20 protein-coding genes are annotated in these 22,389 nt (G+C 42.6%); 17 read left to right on the top strand and 3 right to left on the bottom strand.

The annotated features are described in order from the left end of the window. The first annotated feature begins 4 nt into the window (after window positions 1–4). From AAA942_RS15625 to porN, 7 genes are all read left to right on the top strand, one after another. A complete protein-coding gene (locus AAA942_RS15625; protein ID WP_338221225.1) occupies window positions 5–1,120 on the top strand; it encodes a DUF4271 domain-containing protein in 1,116 nt (371 codons plus the stop codon). Window positions 1,121–1,154: 34 nt separating this feature from the next. Then, window positions 1,155–1,928 carry a uroporphyrinogen-III synthase gene (locus tag AAA942_RS15620; RefSeq protein WP_338221224.1) on the top strand — a complete coding sequence of 258 codons (774 nt, stop codon included), beginning with the start codon at window positions 1,155–1,157 and terminating at the stop codon, window positions 1,926–1,928. Between the two features lie 73 nt (window positions 1,929–2,001). Beyond that, window positions 2,002–2,988 (top strand): PorP/SprF family type IX secretion system membrane protein, encoded by a 987-nt coding sequence (locus AAA942_RS15615; protein ID WP_338221223.1) that lies wholly within the window; start codon window positions 2,002–2,004, stop codon window positions 2,986–2,988. Window positions 2,989–3,135: 147 nt separating this feature from the next. Continuing rightward, complete coding sequence (gene porK / locus AAA942_RS15610; RefSeq protein WP_338221222.1) at window positions 3,136–4,230, top strand: type IX secretion system lipoprotein PorK/GldK; 1,095 nt, start codon at window positions 3,136–3,138, stop codon at window positions 4,228–4,230. 48 nt (window positions 4,231–4,278) lie between these two features. Then, window positions 4,279–5,049, top strand: a complete 771-nt coding sequence (gene porL / locus AAA942_RS15605; RefSeq protein WP_338221221.1) for a type IX secretion system motor protein PorL/GldL — start codon at window positions 4,279–4,281, stop codon at window positions 5,047–5,049. A 36-nt stretch (window positions 5,050–5,085) separates the two neighbouring features. Next, window positions 5,086–6,684, top strand: a complete 1,599-nt coding sequence (gene porM / locus AAA942_RS15600) for a type IX secretion system motor protein PorM/GldM (protein ID WP_338221220.1) — start codon at window positions 5,086–5,088, stop codon at window positions 6,682–6,684. 24 nt (window positions 6,685–6,708) lie between these two features. Next, complete coding sequence (gene porN, locus AAA942_RS15595; RefSeq protein ID WP_338221219.1) at window positions 6,709–7,524, top strand: type IX secretion system ring protein PorN/GldN; 816 nt, start codon at window positions 6,709–6,711, stop codon at window positions 7,522–7,524. Window positions 7,525–7,538: 14 nt separating this feature from the next. On the opposite strand, the gene uvrC is transcribed toward porN, so the two are convergent. From uvrC to porW, 3 genes are all read right to left on the bottom strand, one after another. Beyond that, on the bottom strand, window positions 7,539–9,344 hold the full coding sequence (uvrC, locus tag AAA942_RS15590; protein ID WP_338221218.1) for an excinuclease ABC subunit UvrC: 1,806 nt from the start codon (window positions 9,342–9,344) through the stop codon (window positions 7,539–7,541). A gap of 64 nt (window positions 9,345–9,408) precedes the next feature. After that, window positions 9,409–11,715 carry a penicillin-binding protein 1A gene (locus AAA942_RS15585; RefSeq protein ID WP_338221217.1) on the bottom strand — a complete coding sequence of 769 codons (2,307 nt, stop codon included), beginning with the start codon at window positions 11,713–11,715 and terminating at the stop codon, window positions 9,409–9,411. A 3-nt stretch (window positions 11,716–11,718) separates the two neighbouring features. Continuing rightward, on the bottom strand, window positions 11,719–14,337 hold the full coding sequence (gene porW, locus AAA942_RS15580) for a type IX secretion system periplasmic lipoprotein PorW/SprE (protein ID WP_338221216.1): 2,619 nt from the start codon (window positions 14,335–14,337) through the stop codon (window positions 11,719–11,721). Between the two features lie 102 nt (window positions 14,338–14,439). On the opposite strand from porW, the gene AAA942_RS15575 reads away from it, so the two are divergent. From AAA942_RS15575 to AAA942_RS15530, 10 genes are all read left to right on the top strand, one after another. After that, the gene (locus AAA942_RS15575) at window positions 14,440–14,673 is read left to right on the top strand and encodes an AtpZ/AtpI family protein (RefSeq protein WP_338221215.1); all 234 of its coding nucleotides are present in this window, start codon (window positions 14,440–14,442) and stop codon (window positions 14,671–14,673) included. 43 nt (window positions 14,674–14,716) lie between these two features. Then, the gene (locus tag AAA942_RS15570) at window positions 14,717–15,100 is read left to right on the top strand and encodes a hypothetical protein (RefSeq protein WP_338221214.1); all 384 of its coding nucleotides are present in this window, start codon (window positions 14,717–14,719) and stop codon (window positions 15,098–15,100) included. A 19-nt stretch (window positions 15,101–15,119) separates the two neighbouring features. Then, on the top strand, window positions 15,120–16,148 hold the full coding sequence (gene atpB, locus AAA942_RS15565; protein ID WP_338221213.1) for a F0F1 ATP synthase subunit A: 1,029 nt from the start codon (window positions 15,120–15,122) through the stop codon (window positions 16,146–16,148). Between the two features lie 38 nt (window positions 16,149–16,186). Beyond that, window positions 16,187–16,444, top strand: coding sequence for an ATP synthase F0 subunit C (gene atpE / locus AAA942_RS15560; RefSeq protein ID WP_026947636.1), 258 nt, complete (start codon window positions 16,187–16,189; stop codon window positions 16,442–16,444). 83 nt (window positions 16,445–16,527) lie between these two features. Continuing rightward, complete coding sequence (gene atpF / locus AAA942_RS15555) at window positions 16,528–17,022, top strand: F0F1 ATP synthase subunit B (protein ID WP_338221212.1); 495 nt, start codon at window positions 16,528–16,530, stop codon at window positions 17,020–17,022. Between the two features lie 6 nt (window positions 17,023–17,028). Beyond that, window positions 17,029–17,592 (top strand): ATP synthase F1 subunit delta, encoded by a 564-nt coding sequence (atpH, locus tag AAA942_RS15550; RefSeq protein ID WP_338221211.1) that lies wholly within the window; start codon window positions 17,029–17,031, stop codon window positions 17,590–17,592. Between the two features lie 21 nt (window positions 17,593–17,613). Beyond that, on the top strand, window positions 17,614–19,188 hold the full coding sequence (atpA, locus tag AAA942_RS15545) for a F0F1 ATP synthase subunit alpha (RefSeq protein ID WP_338221210.1): 1,575 nt from the start codon (window positions 17,614–17,616) through the stop codon (window positions 19,186–19,188). A gap of 65 nt (window positions 19,189–19,253) precedes the next feature. Continuing rightward, a complete protein-coding gene (gene atpG, locus AAA942_RS15540) occupies window positions 19,254–20,126 on the top strand; it encodes an ATP synthase F1 subunit gamma (RefSeq protein WP_338221208.1) in 873 nt (290 codons plus the stop codon). A gap of 193 nt (window positions 20,127–20,319) precedes the next feature. Further along, the gene (locus tag AAA942_RS15535; RefSeq protein ID WP_338221207.1) at window positions 20,320–21,432 is read left to right on the top strand and encodes an HNH endonuclease signature motif containing protein; all 1,113 of its coding nucleotides are present in this window, start codon (window positions 20,320–20,322) and stop codon (window positions 21,430–21,432) included. Then, window positions 21,420–22,277: a bifunctional class I SAM-dependent methyltransferase/HIT family protein gene (locus tag AAA942_RS15530; RefSeq protein ID WP_338221206.1), complete on the top strand. Its 858-nt coding sequence runs from the start codon at window positions 21,420–21,422 to the stop codon at window positions 22,275–22,277. The genes AAA942_RS15535 and AAA942_RS15530 overlap by 13 nt, the downstream gene beginning before the upstream one ends. Window positions 22,278–22,389: the final 112 nt, after the last annotated feature.

Raw genomic sequence — 22,389 nt, 5'->3', positions numbered from 1 at the left:
TCTGATGAAACGCCTTCTATTTGCCATTTTCGGATTTTTGTGGAGTATTTTAATTACTCATGCACAGGTCTTGGAAACCTATGAAGTCACTCAGAATAATTCCGAAGGAGGCAGTATGCTTAATCCAAAAGTAGCTTACGAATTTGCTCTTTCTTCTTCCGGTTTTCCTTATTCCAACTTTGCCATTGAAGCGGCAGCAGAGAGTACATTGTTTCTTGACGGAAGGTTGTGGATGACCACCGAGAGGGATACACTCATTCTTATTTCCCTGAAGCAAATTGAAAAAATTGCTGGAAATACAGATTTTAAGTTGGTCATTTTTACACCCAAGGCTAAGGGAGACCGGGTTTCTGTCCAAAAGGTTCTAAAACTACCCAAAACCATCGATCAAGCCGGGGGGGATGAATTTTCTTCATCCCCTATTCCTCGCGCTTCTTATGGAGCTGATATTAGGGATTTCTTTTTTGTCAGCTTACTGATCATACTGTTTTTGGTTGCCTTGTACAGATTGGCCTACCCCTATTTACTTTCTGCCCTTCTTCAGCCCGTGTCTGTATTAAGTGCGGAGGATTTTTCAGATTCAGGAAGTTTGCAGAAGTTTTTCTCGTTTGATATTCTCTCCTACCTATTTATTGTCAGTTTGAAGGTAGCTCAGCTCCTATTGATGATAGGAGTGGTTTTTAGGCCCCAGCTGCTCATAGAGCAGGTCGGATTGGAGTATGCTTCTTTAATCTTGGTTTGGGTGGGATTAAGCTTTCTTGTGTTTTTATCGATTATTTTAAAATTTGTGGGGATCCGTATGATTTCATATTTCTTTGACTTGAGCAAGGTGGATTTTGCTCACTTTTTTTATCTACTAAGATTGATTGTTTTGGGTGTGGCATTGATTTCCGCAGGGGTTGCATTTTTTGTAGTCAATGACTTTGGAAGAATGGAACAAATGTTACCTTTTTTTATTAAGGGAATCTTTTGGGTATACCTTGCTGCTATTTTCGCTTTGTTTCTGATTATGATGAATCGGCTGAGTTTTAAGAAATATCATTTATTTACTTACCTTTGCATCGCCGAACTGGTGCCTTTTCTCATCCTATCGAAGTGGGTTTCGGTCTGGTTGTTTTAACGAGTGTTTTTAATAAAAAATTGATAAATCTGGTATGAGTAATACTCCAAAAGATCGATTTAAGCCTGTCAAAAGTATTTTAGTTTCTCAACCCAAACCCAGCGATGCCAATTCCCCATATTTTCAATTGGCAGAGAAGTACAACCTTAAGATTGATTTTCGCCAGTTTATCAAAGTCGAGCCAGTACCCCCAAAGGAATTCAGAAAGCAGAAAATCGACATTCTGAAGCATACCGCGATTATTTTTACCAGTAGAAACGCCATAGATCATTTCTTCGCCATCTGCAAAGATTTTAAAATAGAGATGCCGGCGGAGATGAAGTATTTTTGCATCTCCGATCAGACGGCCCATTACCTTCAAAAGTATATAGTCATTCGCAAGAGGAAGCTTTTTGTGGGACAGCGAACAGCTCAGGATTTATTTGATTACTTCAAAAAGCATAAAAACGAAAAGTACCTTTTCCCATGTTCGGATATCCGCAAAGATGACATTCCCGAATACATGGAGAAAAATGGAATAGCCTTTACAGAAGCCATCATTTATCATACACTTCCAGCTGATCTTTCGGACTTAGCAGATGTTAAGTACGATATACTGGCTTTTTTCAGCCCTTCAGGATTGAAATCCTTGAAGCAGAATTTCCCGGATTTTGTACAGGGGAAGACCAGAATTGCTGCTTTTGGTCCTACTACTTCACAGGCTGTCCGTGATTTGGGATTGATTTTGGATATTGAAGCTCCGATGCCAAATGCCCCAAGTATGACTGGAGCTTTGGAACTTTACATTAAGAAGGCCAATAATTTGTAAATCTTAGAATCATTTTCTGTGGATTTTCAGTTTAAATGTTTACACTCGTTAAAAATTGAATAATTCACACGCAATGTCAACAAATAGCCGTTTGGACAATTTTTTGAAATGCACAAAGTATTTGCTGATTTTCATCCTTTTCAGCCCTGTATTGGTGAATGCACAGCAAGATGCTCAGTTTACCCAGTACATGTTCAATGGCATGTTCTACAATCCTGCTTTTGCAGGTAAGGATGGAGGATATCGCTTTTCAGCGTTGCATAGGTCCCAATGGGCTGGATATTCGACAAGTAGCGGTCAGGGTGGTGCTCCAATTACGCAACTGATTACTGCCCAGGGTCGATTGGACTCAAAAAGTATAGGATATGGGTTGACTTTGGTAAATGATCAAATAGGCCCCTCCAATAATTTGGAAATGAACTTTCAAGGGAGCTATCATAAAAAGCTAAGGAGGGGAGTATTGAGTTTAGGGGCCTCAGCAGGCATGTTTTCGAGCTCTTTGGATTACGGTGAGTTAATAGTGGTGAACCCAGAGCCAAATTTGCCTAGTTCAGGAAAAGAAAATCAAATAGCCCTGGATTTTGGGGTTGGAGCTCTTTTCGACAGAGGAGATTATTATGTCGGATTAAGCAGCAAACATCTCAATCAGCCAACTTTTGATTTTGGTGATGCTACCTATGAAAATCAACTTAAAAATCATTCCTATTTTCTCTTTGGATATCGGATCAGGCCGATAGGTCAATTAAGAATTGAGCCCAGTTTTCTATTAAAAACTGTTTCTTTCAATAATTTTTCCTACGATGTGAGCGTTATGGCAACACATCAAAACAGGATTAATGCAGGTCTAGCCTATAGAGGTGAGGAGTCGGTCTCTCTAATTTTAGGCTATAGTTTACTTCGGGACAACTCCTTGAGATTGGGTTATGCATTCGATCTTGTGATAAGTGGGTTAGAAGCAAAATCTCCCACGAGTCATGAATTTATGTTGAGATATGTTCTCTCGGATGTCACAAAAGAAGTCCAACGGGTCATTCAGAGAACTCCCCGTTTCAGGTATTAAATCGATAAAAATCAGAGGTTCTGGCTATGTAATTATTTAGAGTAAAATTGGCAGGCAATTTGCATTATTAGGATTTATTCTTCTAATTTTCGCCATCTAAGTCAGTTTTGCGCTTGAAAAAATTTGATGAATTCAAAAACGTCATTTATGTATAAAAAAATGAAACTCCGTCTTTTGCCAATTTCCTTAGGCTTGGCAATAGCCACACTTTTACCAGGCTGTGGGCTTTTTAACAAAAAAGGATCAGCCAGTGAAAAGGCAAATAGGAGAGGGGAAGTTACAGGTGTGCCCAAACGTGCAAGCTGGTCTCAAAACCTCCCAATCGATATGGTTCCTATCAAAGCCGGGACTTTTTGGATGGGCCAATCAGATGAGGATATTGCTTACACCCAATCCTCAATGAATAAGCAGATAACGATCTCTGAATTTTTTATGGACAAGTACGAAGTGTCCAATAATAAATACAGACAGTTTTTGGAAGCCGTTAAAAATGGCGAATTAGCCACTGGCACTCCGACTACTCTTAAAGATCCACCTACTTTCAACTATGATGAACTGAGACCAGATACCACGGTATGGTCAACAAGCTTCTCTTATCATTATGGTGATCCTTTGATGGAATTTTATTTCGATCACCCTGCCTTTGACAACTATCCAGTAGTAGGAATTTCTTGGGATCAGGCTAGGCAATATTGTGAGTGGAGGACTTACCACCTAAGAGCAAACGACGAGGCTGAGTTTGACGTACCTGCCTTCCGACTTCCTTCTGAAGCAGAATGGGAGTACGCCGCAAAAGGAGGAAAGGATGTTGCCAAATACCCTTGGGGCGGTCCATACCTTAAAAACAAAAGAGGATGTCTTATGGCCAACTTTAAGCCTGGAAGAGGTAACTACATCGATGATGGATTTGCATACACTGCCCCTGTTGATGTATTTGCACCAAATGGATTTGGCTTATATAACATGTCAGGTAACGTCGCTGAATGGGTGATGGACGCCTACAAAACAACTTCAAGAGTGGACACTTGGGATTTGGATCCAGTATATGATGATCCAAATGAGCCTAGAAAAATCGTCAGAGGTGGAAGCTGGAAAGACATCGCGCATTATTTAGAGACGTCTACCAGAACTTATGAATACCAGGATGTGGCTCAGGCTCATATTGGATTTCGAACTGCGATGACATTTATGGGCCGATCAGGCTCCATGGATGTTAAAGCCACTAAAAGAGCAAGAAGATAAACCACATAAAACCCTACAAAAACCTTAACCTTAATTTAAAACTAAAAAATGGCTAGTAAAGGCAACTTCTTTTATTCAAGCGTGATGCCCAAGATTTATGGTATCGGTGCTGCAGTAGTAATTCTTGGTGCAATGTTCAAAATCCTCGACTGGCAAGGGGCCAATCTTATGATCGGGGTGGGCTTGACCACAGAAGCCATCATCTTTTTCCTTTCTGCTTTCGAGCCTAGACAAGAGGATGTGGATTGGAGTAAAATTTATCCTGAACTAGCCGACGGAGGATCCAAGAAAGGAAAAGGAGACGATGTCTCTGCCAAGTTGGATGATATGCTGTCAAAAGCTAAAATCGGACCTGAATTAATAGAAAGCTTAGGCAAAGGAATGAGCAATCTGGCCTCTTCTGCTGAGAAAATGGGCAACCTTGCAGATGCTGCCGTTGCCACAAATGAATATGCAACCAGCGTGAAAACTGCAGCTAAGACATTGGTAGACATGAATGCTTCATACAGCAAAACTGCAGCTGCCCTTACCGAAATGTCTTCTGCCTCTCAGGATGCTAAAGCTTACCATACTCAAGTACAAACGGTAACCAAAAATCTTTCTGCACTTAATGCAGTGTATGAAATGGAACTTCAAGATGCTAATAGCCATGTGAAGACACTGAATAAGTTCTATAGCAACATGACTTCAGCTATGCAAGGTCTTACTGAGGCTGGGAAAGAGACTGAAGCCTTTAAAAATGAGCTGGCTAAGTTAAATCAAAATGTAAGTTCTCTTAACAAAATCTATGGTGGAATGCTTTCTGCCATGAAAGGTTAATCTCATCCAATCATCTAAATAAAGAATCCAAAAAAGATGGCAGGAGCTAAAGAGACACCAAGACAACGGATGATCGGGATGATGTACTTGGTCCTGACGGCCCTTTTGGCCCTTCAGGTAAGTAATCAGATCCTCCAGAAGTTCGTACTCATCAACGATGGGATGGAAAGAACTTCCAGAAACTATATATCAAAAAATGAATTCACTGTCAATTCAATCAAAGCGACAGTTGAAGAACAAGGTAACAATCCTAAGGATGTTCCAAAAGTTGCTGCAGCGCAGCAAGTTCGTGAAGCTACAAAGGAAATCACAGTTTATCTGGAAGATCTCAAGCAGGAGTTGATCACTCAGGCTAATGCAAAAAATGAAGAAGGTAACTTCGTCAATGCTGCATTGAAGAACACAGAAGTTCCAGGAAACATGTTTGCTAACAATGGCAAAGGAGATGAGCTAAAAGAAAAATTGAATGCTTATCCAACAAAGGTTTCTGAAATTCTCAACGGTATCGGAATCACTGGAGTATCATTTAAGCCAATAGCTCTTGATGCTTCAGAGATTGAAATATTTGCAAATGATAGAGAAGTTAGAGGTAAGAGCTTCACCAATCTAAACTTTGTAAAGTCCCCAGTTGGTGCAGTAATGGCATTGCTTTCTCAGTTTCAAAATGAGGTTTTGAACATCGAAGGTGAGGCTCTTGCTCAAATTACCCAATCGATAGGATCGTTCTACTTCAAAGCTGATATCCTAGAAGGTAAGATCGCAGCGGTTTCCAACGTGGTCGCTGCAGGGACCAAGTTTGAAGGAGACATGTTTATTGCTTCCGCTTCCTCATCAGCTGCTCCTACCATGACTCTCAACGGTCGATCAGTTCCGGTTGAAAATGGATTTGGAAAGGTGGAATTCGTAGTACCTCCTGCAGGCAGCTACGATGATCGTGGTCTTTCCAGACAAGTTTTGAAAGGGGAGATTGTTACCAATGTGGGCGGTGAAGATCAGGTGATTCCTGTAGAATATGAGTATTTTGTTGCAAGACCGGTGATCAAAGTTTCTTCTGAGGTTGTACAGCAGCTTTATGCAGATTGTGCTAATGAGCTTTTGATTGAAGTCCCTGCATTAGGAAATTCTTATTCTCCAGAATTTGCAATTTCAAATGGTCAGTCTATTAAAGGAAATAATCCTGGTCAGGTGACTATTATACCTGGTGCTTCCGGGAAAGTGACCATTGGGGTTAGTTCCGGAGGTAATAAAATCGGCGATGTCGCGTTTGACATTAAGCCGGTTCCAGCACCTACCATCCGCGTTGTTGGTTCTAATGGAAGTGAAGTTGATTTGAGTCAGGCTCAAGCTATCAATGTTCTTTCCGGAATTAAAGTTGTAGCAGTCCCTGAACCGACTTTTGCCAGAACTATGGCAAAAGATGCCAACTTCGAAGTGACTGGTGGTGAACTGATCCTTCTGAGAAGTGAGGTTCCAAGACAGACTATCCCAATCGGTGGCAGCATGCGTTCTTTGCTCGAAAGTGCAAGACCGGGTGATGATATTGTGGTGAGAGTGACACAAGTAACACGAACAAACTTCAGAGGAAACAAAATCAACTCTGAACTAAGAGAAATCAAGAGGATTGCTGTTAAATAAGCAGTTCTGCAAACTACCTATAGTATGAAACGATTGGTGCAAAAATTCTTCCTCCTTGCCTTTATCCTGCTTGGCTTTAGTCTTCAGGGAGTAGAGGCGCAAGTAGCCACAAGTGTCAACCCATCTGGTTTTGGGGATCGACAGTTTGATATGGATACTGTTTACTCTGTAAAAAGAATCAGGGAAGATGATAAAATGTATCAAATCTCTGTCTGGAGAAGAATAGACTTAAGAGAGAAATACAACCTGTCTCTTTATGGTTCTGGCGACAATAAAGCCAATGGAATCGTGAACCAAATTTACAAGGCTGTAGTCGATGAGAATGCCTTGGAAGTATTTGGAGATGAAAATTTCACTCAGCCCCTCTCGATTGCTGAGTTTCAGGAAAATTTCTGGATTTCTGCAAACGGGGACTCTATTTTCGTGAAGCAGTTGTACTACTTGGACTTTAAAGAAGACTTTGTTTTTGAAAAGCACCATTCAAAAACAATCTTCGACATCAAGTATTTAGAATTGGTCATGCCATCTGCGACAAATGCCAATGCTGGACAAAAGACCATAGCTTATATTAGGTACAAGGATTTTGTGAACTATTTCAAAAACCATCCTGAAGCTCGATGGTTAAATTACCAGAACATATCTAAAAGTTTAACCTACGATGAGGCTTTTGAATCGCGATTATTCAGATCAGTGGTTAGAAGATTCACCAATCCAGATGAGGCCCTTATTGCTGATTTGGTGGATGGTGAACATCCTAACCCAGAGATGCAAGCTTATCTCAATTCTCTGGCTTTTGAATATAAATTACTGGAATTCGAAAACTCACTCTGGGAGTGGTAAAAAATAAAAGGGGCTTAGGCCCCTTTATTTTTTTCCTTCCATTCCATCAGACTTTGTGCACGGCTGCTTCCAATGACCTCACTTAGTTGCTCCAAGTTGGCTTCCTTGATTTTTTTTACTGATTTGAAGTGCTTCAGTAATTTTTCTGCAGTATTCTCCCCGATTCCTGGAATTGCAGTCAACTGAGTTCCAAATGCATTTTTGCTTCTTACTTTTCGGTGAAAGGTAATCGCAAAGCGGTGTGCTTCATCTCTGATTCGTTGGAGTAATTTGAGACTCTCTGACTTTTTATCGATATGAATGGGGTATGAATCTCCTGGAAAATAAATTTCCTCCAACCGCTTGGCTATTCCGATTATTGGCATTTTACCATAAACTCCAAGTTCCTGCAGGGCCTCTACTGCCGAGGAGAGTTGGCCTTTTCCCCCATCGATTACTATCAACTTGGGCAAGGGTTTTTCTTCCTCCAAAAGGCGTTTGTATCTTCTCCCCACGATTTCCTTCATGCTGGCAAAATCGTTGGGTCCTTCTACAGTTTTGATATGAAAGTGCCGGTATTCCTTGACTGCTGGTTTCCCGTTTAGAAAGCATACCATACTAGCCACTGGACTTGTACCCATAATATTGGAGTTGTCAAAGCACTCAATGTGATCAGGAATCTCAGGCAGACTCAAATCCTGCTGAAGCTGTTTGATCACCCTATCCTTTTTATCCTGATTCAGTCCTTGGAGTAGAGCCTTTTCTTTTTTGTAATACAAGGCGTTTTTCAGGGAAAGCTCAATCAGCTTTTTCTTATCCCCAATTTTCGGAACGCTGAGATTGAGTCCTTCGATTGGATTTTCAAGATTGATATTGGTAAGAGTTTCAGTTGCATCACTTTGAAACTGGTCCTGCAGGCGTATCAATGCTGTGATGAGCAATTCCTCTTCAGATTCATCCAGTCTCTTTTTCAACTCCACATTTTTAGAGGTGATCATTGCCCCATTTTTGACCCGCATATAGTTGACGTAGGCGGTTTTTTCATCAGCTACAAGGGTGCACACATCCAAATTGGCTATGCTTGGATTGGTAATGAGAGATTTGGCCTGGTATTTTTCGAGCAGATCCAATTTCTCCTTCATCCTTTGCGCTTTTTCGAATTCAAGCTTCTCTGCAAATTCTTGCATTTCCTGCTTGAAATATGTCTTAGCTACGCCGAGATTACCTTTCAGAATGTGCTTGGCCTGTTCTAAATCTTTGAGATAGGCTGCTTCGCGCTGATTGCCAACACAGGGACCTTGACAGTTGCCAATGTGGTATTCCAAGCAGACTTTGTACTTTCCTTCATCAATTTTGTAAGGTGAAAGATCCAAGCTGCAAGTTCGGATAGTAAAAAGCTCACGGATTAGATCCAGCACATTGTTCATGGCCTTGACACTTGCAAAAGGGCCGAAGTAGGTCCCTCTCTTGGGAATCAGTTTTCGGGTTGGGAAAATCCTTGGGAAGTTTTCCTTGGTAATAAGCAGATAGGGGTAGGTTTTGTCATCCCGCAATAGAATATTGTATTTGGGCTGTACCTTTTTGATCAGATTATTTTCCAAAAGGAGCGCATCGAGTTCTGAGTTGACCAAGGTAATTTCGATTCTCGCGATTTCTCTGACCATCCTTCTGGTTTTTAGATTACTTCCAGAAAGCTTATTGAAATAGCTGCTTACCCGCTTTTTCAGACTTTTTGCTTTGCCCACATAGATCAATTCATTCTCATCATTGAAATATTTATAGACCCCCGGATGGTCGGGAAGCTGAAGGTGATCAGAAGGCAAAAAGGACGAAGATTCCATGGGTCAAAAATAAAAAAACAGACCGGGAATCGATCTGTTTTCAGCTTGTTGAAATTGGTCAGGTTTAGAAATCATTTTTCTTGGCGTCGTAGTCAAAGTCAGCAAACCGTTGACTCTCTTGCTCGTATTTGTCGCAGTCAATTTCTATGCTTAATGGCCTTTCGGGTCTTGGGAAAGGACCTTTGCTATATCCAAGCGAAGGATCCGCATAGACTTTTGACATGTATTTGACCCAAATAGGTCGGGCTGTCCGTCCGCCTTGTCCGGCTGTCCAGCTTCTGAAGTGAATAGCGCGGTCATCCCCGCCTACCCATGTGCCGGATACTAGGTCTTTACTTACTCCCATGTACCATCCATCGGAGGCATTTTGGGTGGTACCGGTTTTACCTCCCAATTCATTGCCTTCTCGGAGTGTCCAAGGCACCCCTTGAGAAGTACCCGATTCTTCTTCAAAGCCGCCTCTAAGCATATATAGCATCAAATAGGCATGCTCTTCTGTCATCGCAGGACGCTTTTTCGGAGTGAATTGCTGAATGACATTTCCGTTTTTGTCCTCGATGCGATCAATATAGAAAGGCGTTGTGTGTTCACCTTTATTGACAAAAGTCCCGAAGGCACCGACCATTTCAAAGACAGATACATCATTGACTCCAAGCGCTAATGAGGGTACTTCTTCCAAATCACTTGTCACCCCAATCCGCTTGGCAGTTTCCACCACAATTTTGGGGCTTAGCTTTTTCATCATGTAGGCTGTCACCGAGTTGATGGATTGGGCCATGGCTCTTCGGATGGTCATTTTTTGATAGGAGAATTTGCCGTCGGCGTTTGACGGGCTCCATGCAGGCTGTCCCGGAATGTAGACTTCCACCGGCTGATCGACTACAGAATAACAGGGGCTATAGCCGTTCTCTATGGCTGCGGCATAGACAAATGGCTTAAATGTGGATCCCGGCTGTCTTTTACTCTGCTTGACGTGGTCAAATTTGAAGTATTTGTGATCGATGCCTCCCACCCAAGCTTTAATATGACCGGTATGAGCGTCCATGCTGACAAAGCCGGTCTGCAGGAACTTTTTGTAATACCTGAGCGAATCCATGGTACTCATCAGGGTGTCTATTTCTCCTCTTTCCCATGAGAACACCCGCATCTTCTTCTTCTCGTTGAGCTTGATTTCGATGGAGTCGGTATCGTTTCCATATCGATTTCTGAGCAGACGATAAGCCTCGGTTCTTTTTACAGCGTCCTCGATGAAATTGGGGATCACCTGCCAATTTTCATCAATCCAAGGTTCACGCGTGCCCATTTCTTTGTAAAAAGCCTTTTGCAGTTCTGACATATGTTCAGATACAGCCTCTTCGGCATAGCGCTGCATTCGGCTATCGATGGTCACGTGGATTTTCAGTCCGTCTCCAAATAGATCATAAGCGGTGCCGTCGGATTTGAGATTTTCCTTGGTCCATTTGATCATATCTGCCTTCACAATCTCACGGAAATAAGTAGCCAATCCTATGTTGTGGTTTTGTACTTTGTAATCCAGCTCGATGGGCAGCTTGGATATGGAATCATACTCTACTTCGGTCAGGGCTTCATTTTTTACCATTTGGTAAAGCACGGTATTTCTTCTGCGAAGGGAATTATCCGGATTGAATACAGGGCTGTAGTAGGTTGGAGCCTTAAATAGTCCTACCAAAACTGCCGACTCCTGCACGTTCAGCTCAGCCGGGGTCTTGTTGAAAAAGGTCGACGCTGCTGTTTTGATCCCGTAGGCATTGGAACCGAATTCGGAGGTATTCAGGTAAAGGGTCAGGATTTCATCTTTGGTGTAGGCTTTTTCCAGTTGGGTGGCTACAATCCATTCCTTGGTCTTGATGATGAGCATTCTCAATCCCGGAACATTGCTCAGTACTCCCTGACTTGCATCTGTTCTGGTTTTAAATAAGTTTTTGGCTGTTTGCTGGGAAAGAGTGGAGCCTCCTCCTGCATCTTGGCCCAAAATTAAGGACTTCACTATCACCCGGATCATGGCAGTCATATCTATTCCTGAGTGGCTCTCGAAGCGGACATCTTCCGTAGCAATCAATGCATTGACCAAGTTTGGAGAAAGGTCCTCGTAGTCTACAGGACTTCTGTTTTCCCGAAAGTAAGTGCCTAAAAGCACTCCATCTGAAGAATATAGTTCGGAGGCAATTTCACTTTCTGGGTTTTCCAAGGCTTTGAAGTCAGGAAGAGAACCAAAAAGCCCCAGGAAATTGATACTAACCATCCACACAAATAGGATGAAAAACAGAACGCCGGCAATAAAGGCGATCCAGAGATATTTTATGGTTTTACCGGCCCAAGCAGCAAGGGTGGGTTTGGTAGTTTTAGACATAGTTTACTGATACAGACTTCGGAAGAATAACAAATACTCTTCCATATTTTTGGTTTTATTCAGGATTTGGAAATTTTCTATAGAAATGAAAAAGGCCTTTGCTTTGACTTCATCCGGTAATCCCTCAGATTTAAAGTCACTTGAAAATTTCTTGTAGTATTCATAAGCGGTTTCCGAATTGGAGAATGGACTAATGATGAAAATGGCCTCCTCTGTGCTCATATTCATGTTTCCGGTTCTCAATCGAGAGTTTTTGAAGTTTTGTCCGTGGAAGTTTTCCAAGTCTCCCAAGAGATTTTTGGCTTTTTCGGATTCCTCCGGACTCATCGAAATCACAAAAATATGGGTTTGTGCGTCGTTTATTTTATAAGGCGAATTTTCAGGAATTTTAAGATTTTCTGGTGTCAGGTTTTCGGCTGGAGTGGCAGTGGAGTCGGCTGCTTCCTCTTCTTTGGGGGCCAAAGCTGCCAATTCTTCTTCAGACAAAAGTGGGCGGAGCATTTGCTTGGCCAAAGCGACAAGGCTTTCGTCTTTGGTGTTTTCGATATAGCCTTCCAATCGCTCCTTGAATCGGTCCTTGGATTGGGTTTTTCCGATGACCATGATGTCCAAAAGAAGCAGCTTTTCTGTAGTTCTGGTCAAAGGATATTGCTCCAAAGTAGAGCGGATGATTTGGGAAGCCTGTGAATATTGTCCCGAATAGTAGGCTTTGTAGGCTTCCTCGTAGCCTTTGGAAGCAGCGAGATAAGCTACATTCCCGGAGGCAGCATTCGGGTTGTTTACAGAAAAGGTGTACTGAGAATCCGGAAACTCCCGATTGAGTCGGGAAACATACTGCTGGGAGTTGCCTCCGGTATCTCTTTGTCCCAAAAAGAGCAAGTAGTAAACTTCCGGTTTTTTATTCGAATTGGGATAATTTCTGATGAGTGTCTCAAGATTTTCAATACTCAGCAGGGGTTCATTGAATTCGAAATAGAGCAATTTGCCCAATTCAAAATAAGACTCCTCCAATTCCAAATTGATCTGTTCCTTAATCTCGGGAGTAGTTGGAATTTGAGCTAATAAGCTTTCTTTGGTCGGCAATCCTGCTAAAATCGGGTTTTCCTGATTGGCCAAGGAATCCTCACTTGCCTTAATTTCCTCAGGCTGTGCGGAGGTTTGAAAGATCGCAGAGCGTCTTCTCCAATTGTCCTGAAGGGGTCGACTACCCCAGTTCCGGTTGAATTCAATCGCTCCTTGTTGCATAGCGACTCCATTGTCAAAATAGAAGCTTGAACCCGCATCTCTTCCGCTAAATGCCAAAAGGTTATTGAAAATATTACTGTTCTTGGGCTGTTCTTTTTCTCTTGCCTCTCTGATTAGACGCTCTTCTTCAGATTTGATGTAGGCCAAGGCAATGGCTTCCTGTTCTTCGGGAGTTTTTTCGGCAAGGATAATCAAGCTATCATTAAGCTGAATTCGTTCTTGGTGAAATACATAATTGTCAAGAGTGATTTTTCTCTCCTGAATGACCGATGCAGCCGGGTCATCCGCTTTGATGAAAGTCAATGCACTATCCAAGTAGTATTTGGTGGCCCGGTAGTCTTTGAATTCTTCAATGTGAATTTCTGCCAGTTTTTGATAAATATATCCCTTGATTCTGGGATTGGTTCCCGGTTCTTTAGCCGCTTGATGCAGGAGGTCCAAGGTAAGAGGAATGTCTCCCTGTTTTTCTTCAAAGAGCGCTTGTTCGTAAACCACCACATCTTTCAGATCCTTGTTTTTAGGATCCTTGTATAAGTCTTCGTAGTAATTGCGGACTTTTCTCAGGTCTTTAGAGGCGTTGAGTTCAGCCACTTGCTGCGCATAGAGGGTGGCGAAAAAACTCCGTTCGTATGGAGGATTTCCATCCAAGGCTCTTTTGTAATAATCGTAGGCCAAAGCGTCCAAGCCTTCCCGCTGATACAGCTGAGCAAGGATGAAATTGATTCTTGACTTTTCCTTTTTATCCTCTCCATATTCCAATGCCCGGTCCAAAGCCCCGATGATGCCATTGGCGTCATCCCGCACTTCATAATAATAGGCGAGGGTTCGATAGAGCTCGTAGCGGTTTTCGTCACTGATTCCCGACTCTTTGGAGAGGTAGTCGATGGTGAAATTGGCATTTTCGATTTCTCCTTTGTCAATATAGAGTCTCAGCAGACTGATTAAGGTCTGATGCCGCAAATCATTGTCTTTGCTCGTGCTATTCACATATTTGAAAGCATTCAGGGCATCATCCTGCTGGGCTTGGAGGTAATCTATTTTTCCCAAGAGGTAATAGCTGTCATCCTTCCACTTGGATATTTTGTGCCATTCGATGGCTTTGGAAGCCATATCCCGTGCAGAGTCCAGTTTGGCCTTGTTTTGCTGAATGGTAGCCGAATCAATGGGTACGAATACCGGTAATACTTGAGTGTAATCTTCTTTGTAATTGGTCCGTACCTGAGTTTCTACGTCCTTTATTTTTTGATCTGCGAGGTAATAGGCGTTGAAATGAGCCGTAAGGTTATGAAAGGCCCTATTGGTAAAAGTGTCCCGCTCGGAAGAACAGGCCACAGCAAAAAACATAAGGACCCCGAAAAGGCCGAAAATTTTTCTCATTTCTACATTTTACCCAAATGGAATACCAAAATAGGCTTTTTGCCTTACTTAGCGAACGAATTGGTCATTGTTATATTTTCCCCACTTTCCCTAACTTCACTTATGCCTGATTCCAAGCCCAAAAACAAGCCCGACTCTTCCGGTCCTCCGGTTTATGTGAAATACATTGGTTTATCCTTTCAGTTGTTTGGAATCATTGGAGGAGGGACTTGGCTGGGATGGTGGATTCAGCAAAAAAGCGCGATGAAATTCCCTCTTTGGCTGCTATTGTTCAGCTTTTTATCTGTTTTTGTGGCTTTTTATCAGCTTTGGCTTTCTATGAAAAGAGATGGGTAGCAATTCAGCAGAATGAAGTAGCTTTGTGCCAAAGTCGACCAAAGTGGCACTCCTTACTAATATACATGTACGTTTTTGGCTCTTTTCTCTGGGACTGGGGCTTATAATTTGGGTACTTCAGCAGGTGTTTCCTGCAATCATCCATCCCAAAATCTGGGAAATCCTGATTTTCCTCGTCTTGTTTTTCTTTTTTATTCAGCTGCTGAATTCATTCTTGCTGAAAATGCTCCCAGATAGTTTTTTTCAGATTTCTGTCTTGGCGATGGTTCTGAGGCTGGTTGGTTCCCTGGTTTTTATAGGGGTGGAAGTATGGCCAGGCATGGAAAATATTATTTTGTTTATCGCCGATTTCTTTGTGATTTTTTTGTTCTACTTAGTTTTTGATATCTACGCCTTTCTATCTAACTTGCGGCCGATTTCGAAGTAGCCCTCAAAAACAAGAGTTGATGACGCGTAAATTATTGGCCTTAAGTCTTTTATTTTCAGCATTTTTGCTGATTAATTCTACCCCCACTTTTGCGGCAGGATCAGAAGAAGATAAGACAAGCTTTATCATGCACCACGTGAAGGACTCTCATGAGTGGCATTTTGCGACCTTTGGGCACACTCACGTTACCCTTCCATTACCGGTTATTGTTTATTCTTCCGATCGAGGATTGGAGTTTTTCAAATCCAGCGATTTTCAGAATCATGACACGCACGCTTTCGGTAAGGAATATGCTCACGAAGGATATTTTATCGATGAGCATGATCACTTGGGAAGAGTAGACGGGGCGAGCTTTATTGAGCTTTCCATCACCAAAAACGTGGTCATGATGTTTTTGGTTATGATTTTCTTGGCTGTTTTGGCCATTTCTGCAGGCAGCTTCTACAAGAAAAATGGGGCTGTGGCTCCAAAAGGACCTGCAGCCATCCTTGAGCCGATTGTAATCTTTGTGAGAGATGAGATCGCCAAAAATTCCATCGGCCCTAAGTATAAGAAGTTCGTTCCTTACCTATTGACCTTATTCTTATTCATTTGGTTTGGTAACCTCTTGGGCCTTTTGCCAGGTGCAGCCAATATGACGGGAAACATCGGGGTGACCTTTACTCTTGCTATTCTGACCTTTATCCTGACCAATATCAATGGAAATAAGGATTACTGGAAGCACGTCTTTGCAACTCCGGGAGTGCCAATTCCTATGTTGCTGATTATCGTTCCGGTAGAAATCATCGGTCTGTTTACCAAGCCTTTTGCCTTGATGGTCCGACTTTTCGTGGCGATCACTGCAGGTCACATTGTGATCTTGGGCTTTATTGCTTTGGTCTTCATCTTTGAATCTTACGCTATCGGTGTGGTGAGTACCCTGATGGTGACCTTTATCAATATCATCGAATTGCTCGTGGCCACGATTCAGGCCTATGTATTTACGCTGTTTACGGCGATGTACATCGGCTCTGCAGTTGCCGAACACGCGCATGACGATCATCATTAATTAGAAATTTCTTTGTTCAATTTATAAATTCTACACTTATGTTAATGTCTATCTTGTTGACTGCTGGTTATGCACTTATGGGTGCTGGTATCGGTGCTGGTATTGTTGCGATTGGCGCAGGACTGGGTATCGGTCGTATCGGTGGTCAGGCAATGGAATCTATTGCTCGTCAGCCAGAAGCTGCCGGTAAGATCCAGGGTGCAATGTTGATCATCGCAGCTTTGATCGAGGTGGTTTCCCTGTTCGCAGCGGTAATCTGTCTGTTGATCGCGTTGAATATCGCGGGCATCAGCTAAACCAAACACAGAAGGGGATTGGCGCTAGGCCTTTCCCCTCTCTTTCTTTCCTCTATTGAACAATCTGAAATAAATCATACATCATGGATTTGATTACTCCCAGTTCCGCACTTATTTTCTGGCAGCTCTTCGGCTTCCTAGGGTTATTGTTTATCCTGATCAAATTTGCCTGGAAGCCCATGCTTGCCGCATTGGAAGAGCGGGAGACCAGCATCGAGAACTCCCTCAAAGCAGCCGAACAAGCCCGAAATGAAATGGCTAATCTGAAAGCAGAAAATGAAAAACTGCTTCAGGAGGCTAGATTGGAGCGGGACGCCATCTTGAAAAAAGCTCAAGAAGCTTCTGTCAAGATGATTGAAGATGCGAAAAATGAAGCTTCCAAGGTGGCTGCTGAGCAAATTGAAAATGCAAAAGCTGTCATCGAAACAGAGAAAAAAGCAGCCTTGACTGAAGTTAAAAATCAGGTAGCTCTTTTGACTTTGGAAGTGACTGAGAAGCTTCTCAGAAAGAACCTAGCCGACGAAAAGGCTCAAAAAGAGCTGGTCGAGGAATTTGTCAAAGACCTTAAGCTTAACTAATCATCCATGTCTCACGAAAGAGTAGCCTATGCCTATGCTAAGTCTCTGATGGAGCTGGCCAAAGAAAGAGGGCAGGTCGAAGAAGTATATCAGGATTTTGTGCATTTGGCCCAAATGTCCGATTCCAATCGGGATTTGAAGCTTGTCATGCGCAATCCCATCATCAGCTCAGAGAAAAAGCTCAATATCCTCCAGGCACTTTATGCAAAAAGAGGTGCTACAGAGGCTACGATGAAGTTTTACGAGATCATTTGCAGAAAAGGACGTGAAAATGTCCTTCCTGAAATGGCCAAAGCTTTCGTGAAACTATACAATATCGAAAACTCTATTCAGGTAGCTGAATTGACCACCACTTTCCCTATTGATGAAAAGCTGAGAAAAGAATTCAAGGCAGTCATCTCTCGGATTGCTGAGGCCAAGGAAGTTCAGCTTGTAGAAAAAGTCAATCCTGAACTAATCGGTGGCTACATCCTGAAAGTAAACGACAAACAGCTCGATGAGTCCCTCAGTGGGCAGCTCAAAAAGCTGAAAAGTCAGATTATCCAAAATCAATACGTCAAACAGTTTTAAAACGATCTATATACTACTATCATGGCAGAAGTAAGACCTGATGAAGTTTCGGCGATCTTGAGAGAACAACTCTCCGGTGTCAGAACTGAAGCTGAACTCGAAGAAGTGGGTACCGTACTCCAAGTGGGTGACGGGGTAGCCCGTATCTATGGACTTTCCAAAGCTCAAGCAGGGGAATTGCTGGAGTTTGACAATGGAACCAAAGCCATGGTGCTCAACCTCGAAGAGGACAATGTGGGTGCTGTACTTTTTGGGGATTCCAAAGAAATCAAAGAAGGAGATACCGTAAAGCGTACCAAGAAAATCGCCTCTATCCAAGTAGGTGAAGGCATGTTGGGTCGCGTAGTGGATACTTTGGGTAACCCTATCGACGGTAAAGGCCCGATCACTGGTGAATTGTACGAAATGCCTTTGGAGAGAAAAGCTCCCGGGGTAATATACCGTGAACCGGTAACCGAACCGCTTCAGACCGGTATCAAATCCATTGATGCCATGATTCCTATCGGAAGAGGTCAGCGGGAATTGGTTATCGGTGACCGTCAGACCGGTAAGACTGCCGTTTTGATCGATACTATCCTCAATCAAAAAAGCTTCTACGAAAAAGGCGAGCCTGTATTCTGTATCTACGTAGCTATCGGACAGAAAGCGTCTACCGTAGCAGGTATCTTGGCTGCTTTGGAAAAAGGCGGAGCACTTCCTTACACCGTAATCGTTTCTGCAGCGGCTTCAGACCCTGCACCGATGCAGTTCTTTGCTCCATTTGCGGGTGCGGCTATCGGAGAATTCTTCCGTGACACCGGACGTCCTGCCCTAGTGGTATACGATGACCTTTCCAAGCAGGCAGTTGCTTACCGTGAAGTTTCCCTTCTATTGAGAAGACCTCCGGGACGTGAAGCATATCCTGGTGATGTATTCTATTTGCACTCCAGATTGCTGGAAAGAGCTGCAAAAATCAATAAGTCTGACAAGATCGCTCAGGAAATGAACGACCTTCCTGATTCCATCAAGCATTTGGTGAAAGGTGGTGGTTCTTTGACTGCCCTTCCGGTGATCGAAACTCAGGCAGGTGACGTTTCCGCCTATATCCCTACCAACGTAATCTCCATTACCGACGGTCAGATCTTCTTGGAGACCAACCTTTTCAACTCTGGTATCCGTCCTGCCATCAACGTGGGTATCTCCGTATCCCGAGTAGGGGGTAACGCGCAGATCAAAGCAATGAAGAAAGTAGCCGGTACCCTGAAGCTCGATCAGGCACAGTTCCGTGAATTGGAGGCTTTCTCCAAGTTCGGTTCTGACCTCGATGCTTCTACCAAGCGTACCATCGAAAGAGGCCGTAGAAACCAGGAAATCCTGAAGCAGCCTCAATACTCTCCGGTATCTGTGGCGCATCAGGTAGCCATCATTTATGCTTCTACCCGAGGCTTGATGGATTCCGTGCCTGTAGAAAAAGCAAGAGCATTCGAGAAGGAGTTCTACACCCTGTTGGATACTTCTTATCCTGAGGCTTTGGAAAAAATCCTCAAAGGAGATATCGACGGGGCAGGTCAAATCCTCGCTCAAGCAGCCAAAGAATTGGCACCTAAGTACGCATAAATCAACCATTCCTTCCGGGTGGGCTAATCCCCACCTGGATTTAGATCGATACAAAGTAAGCACAGATGGCTAACCTTAAGGAAGTAAAGCAAAGGATCACCTCGGTCACGTCCACGCAGCAGATTACCAAAGCCATGAAAATGGTGTCCGCTGCCAAGCTGAGAAGAGCGCAGGACAAGATCGTGCAGATGCGTCCTTTCTCCCAAAAGCTGACTGCAGTCCTCAACAATGTTTCTGCATCGGCAGAAGGGGCGGCAGATTTGGTCTATGCTCAAAAAAGAGAAGTCAAAAAGGTGCTTTTCGTGGCAGTAACCTCTGACAAAGGCCTTTGCGGAGCTTTCAATTCCAATATCATCAAAGCTACTCAGGCGGCGATCCGTGAAAACTTCTCCCAAGCTGAAGTCACCATCATGCCAATCGGACGAAAGTCCATGGACTTCTTCAAAAAGACCCGATATGGCATCAAGGGGAATCACGCACAGCTGTTCCAGGATTTGAGTGTGGATGCCGTATGGAATGCAGCCAACGAGGTCATGGATGCCTTTGTAGCCGGAGAATATGATCAGGTGTTTTTGGTGTTCAATGAGTTCAAAAACGTGGCCACCCAAATCATCCGTACCGAGCAGTTTCTTCCTATGGCCCCGATGGAGTCTACCGAAGCAGTGGCTACTGAGACCGATTACATTTTGGAACCATCCCGGGAGTTTATCATTCAGGAGTTGGTGCCAAAGGCCCTTCGCGTGCAATTCTACAAGGCTCTCTTAGAAAGTAACGCTTCCGAGCATGGGGCACGAATGACCGCGATGGACAAGGCTACCGAAAACGCCGGAGAACTGCTCAAAGAACTGAAACTGATGTACAACCGTACCCGTCAGGCAGCGATTACCAACGAAATCCTCGAGATTGTAGCCGGAGCGAATGCCCTCGGCGGAAAATAACCAACAATAGATCCCAAATCGGAACCACAGCTCGTAAGGGTTGTGGTTTTTTTGTTTCAAAAGCTTCCCGCAGATTGCCAAAGAAAAAGCCACCGATTATCAGAGATTTTTTGAAATCGTATTTTACCTTTTATTCTTAAGCTATTTCATAGCTAAATAGCTTTTGCTATCTTAGTTCATAAGCTTTTAGAAAATGAACAAAGAGATTTTTTCAAATATCAATAAGATCATTGAGCGAGATAGTAAGTCCACTACTTACAAGTTTGCTTTGTTAAGAGCCACCATTGATCTTATTCAAGAAAACAGTCCATTTATTGAATTCAAAGGAGATAGGGTACATTTTCCAATGGGGCTGTTGATTGAAAAATGGATGGTATATTATTATCCCATACTTGATTCCAATTTGAAAATCCCTCAAATAAATGGAGACTTCAAATTAGCTTTTGAAAGGCAGCTTTCTGAAGTAGTAATGTTTTATCAAAATAAGGGAGGTCTGTCAGCTTTTTATGCTGATTTAAAGAGGAATGGAATTGACCAAAGCTTGACCCCAACTATTGTTGGTTTAGCAAATCAGTTAAACGCAACGATCAGGAAAATGCCTATGCATTACATTGGAAGATCCATTTCTTCAGATTTCCATTCAATTTTTCAGCCTGAACTGAAGCGAAAGTCCTCAAAAGTTGAAAGATTTGATAGTTCTTTTTTGGTGAATAACTATGGGACTTTTTCAATCCCGAGAGATTATTATGATGCCTTTGAAATATTGGGGAGTTTCATAAGTGGCCAAGATTCCATTTTCCTGAAATGGGCGGAGTTTTCATTTAATGCTTCGAGGAAGAGCCTTCCTCTTCAAATTATTCTTGAGGAATTGCTGGAATCTTCTGTTAAAGAGCGTGATTCAGAATTATCAAAAGGCCTTTTTGACTCACTTCTAAAGGATTTAGGTGAAACAGAATGTGTTTGGACTAATGAAAGAACTGAAAAGATTGAGGTAGATCACATTATACCTTTTGCAATTTGGAAAAATAATGACCTCTGGAATTTGCTTCCAGCTGTGCCGAAAGTCAATAACAAAAAGCGGGATAAAATTCCTACCCCAAACCTGATTGAGCGTCAAAAAGGGGTAATTCTTCATTATTGGGAACTTTTGGATAAAAGCTTTGAAACTCGTTTTCTAAATGAAGTCAAAATAAGTCTGTTAGGGAATGGTGATAATTCTAATTGGCGGGAACTGGCAATCGACCAATTAAAGAAATCATGCCATTTTTTAATCGAGAAAAGAGGATTTGACCCATGGGAACCTTGAATCAATTCTCCCACCTCACTGCTAAAGAACGGGAAAGTCTTTCCTTTCCAGCCAGAATGGTAAAGGAAAGAGGTCTTTTGGAAGGGGAGATATTGGATTTCGGTTGTGGATTTGGGAAAGATGTGGAAATTCTGAAAAGTCAAGGCTTCCAAATTGAAGGGTACGACAAGCATTACTTTCCTAAGTATCCAGACAGGAAGTTTAACACAATTATTTGCTTTTACGTGTTAAACGTGCTTCTCCCTGAGGAGCAGGCCTTGGTTTTAATTGAAATTTCCTCTTTGCTTAATGCTTCTGGTAAGGCCTATTTTGCTGTTCGTCGAGACTTGGTTTATGAAGGTTTCCGAACACACAAAATCCATCAGAAACCAACATTTCAGACCAATGTGATCTTGCCTTTTCGGTCTATTTTCAAGAACGATAACTGCGAGATTTACGAATACCAGCATTTCAATCAGATTCAAAGACCCTCTTCTGAGTGTCCTTTTTGCAATCCGGATATTGAAACTGAAATATTACTGGAATCGGCTCAGGCTTACTCCATTTTGGATAAATTTCCGGTAAATCCTGGACATGTTTTAATCATTCCAAAAAAGCATGTTTCGGACTATTTTGAATTAAGTTTCAAGGAACAATCCTCATGTATCTTCCTACTCAATGAGGTAAAAAAGGAAATTCAAAAACGGTATAATCCTGATGGATTTAATTTGGGAATCAATGTCGGAGAAAAGGCCGGGCAGACGATTTCACATGTTCATATTCATTTGATTCCGAGGTATTCGGGGGATGTGGAAGATCCCAGAGGAGGTGTAAGGGGGGTGATTCCGGAAAGGAAATTATATTAATATATTAAAAGAAATGTTTCTTTATAACCTTTCACCACCCACGATCAAGCCACAGATTTTATTTACAACCAAAACCCAACTTTTAATCCTTTGGATAAGCTTTTGGAAGTAA

The organism is Algoriphagus sp. oki45 (assembly GCF_036245605.1).
Classification (GTDB): Bacteria; Bacteroidota; Bacteroidia; order Cytophagales; family Cyclobacteriaceae; genus Algoriphagus.
The sequence above is the reverse complement of the archived record's forward strand: the minus strand, read 5'-3'. Positions and strand labels throughout refer to the sequence as shown.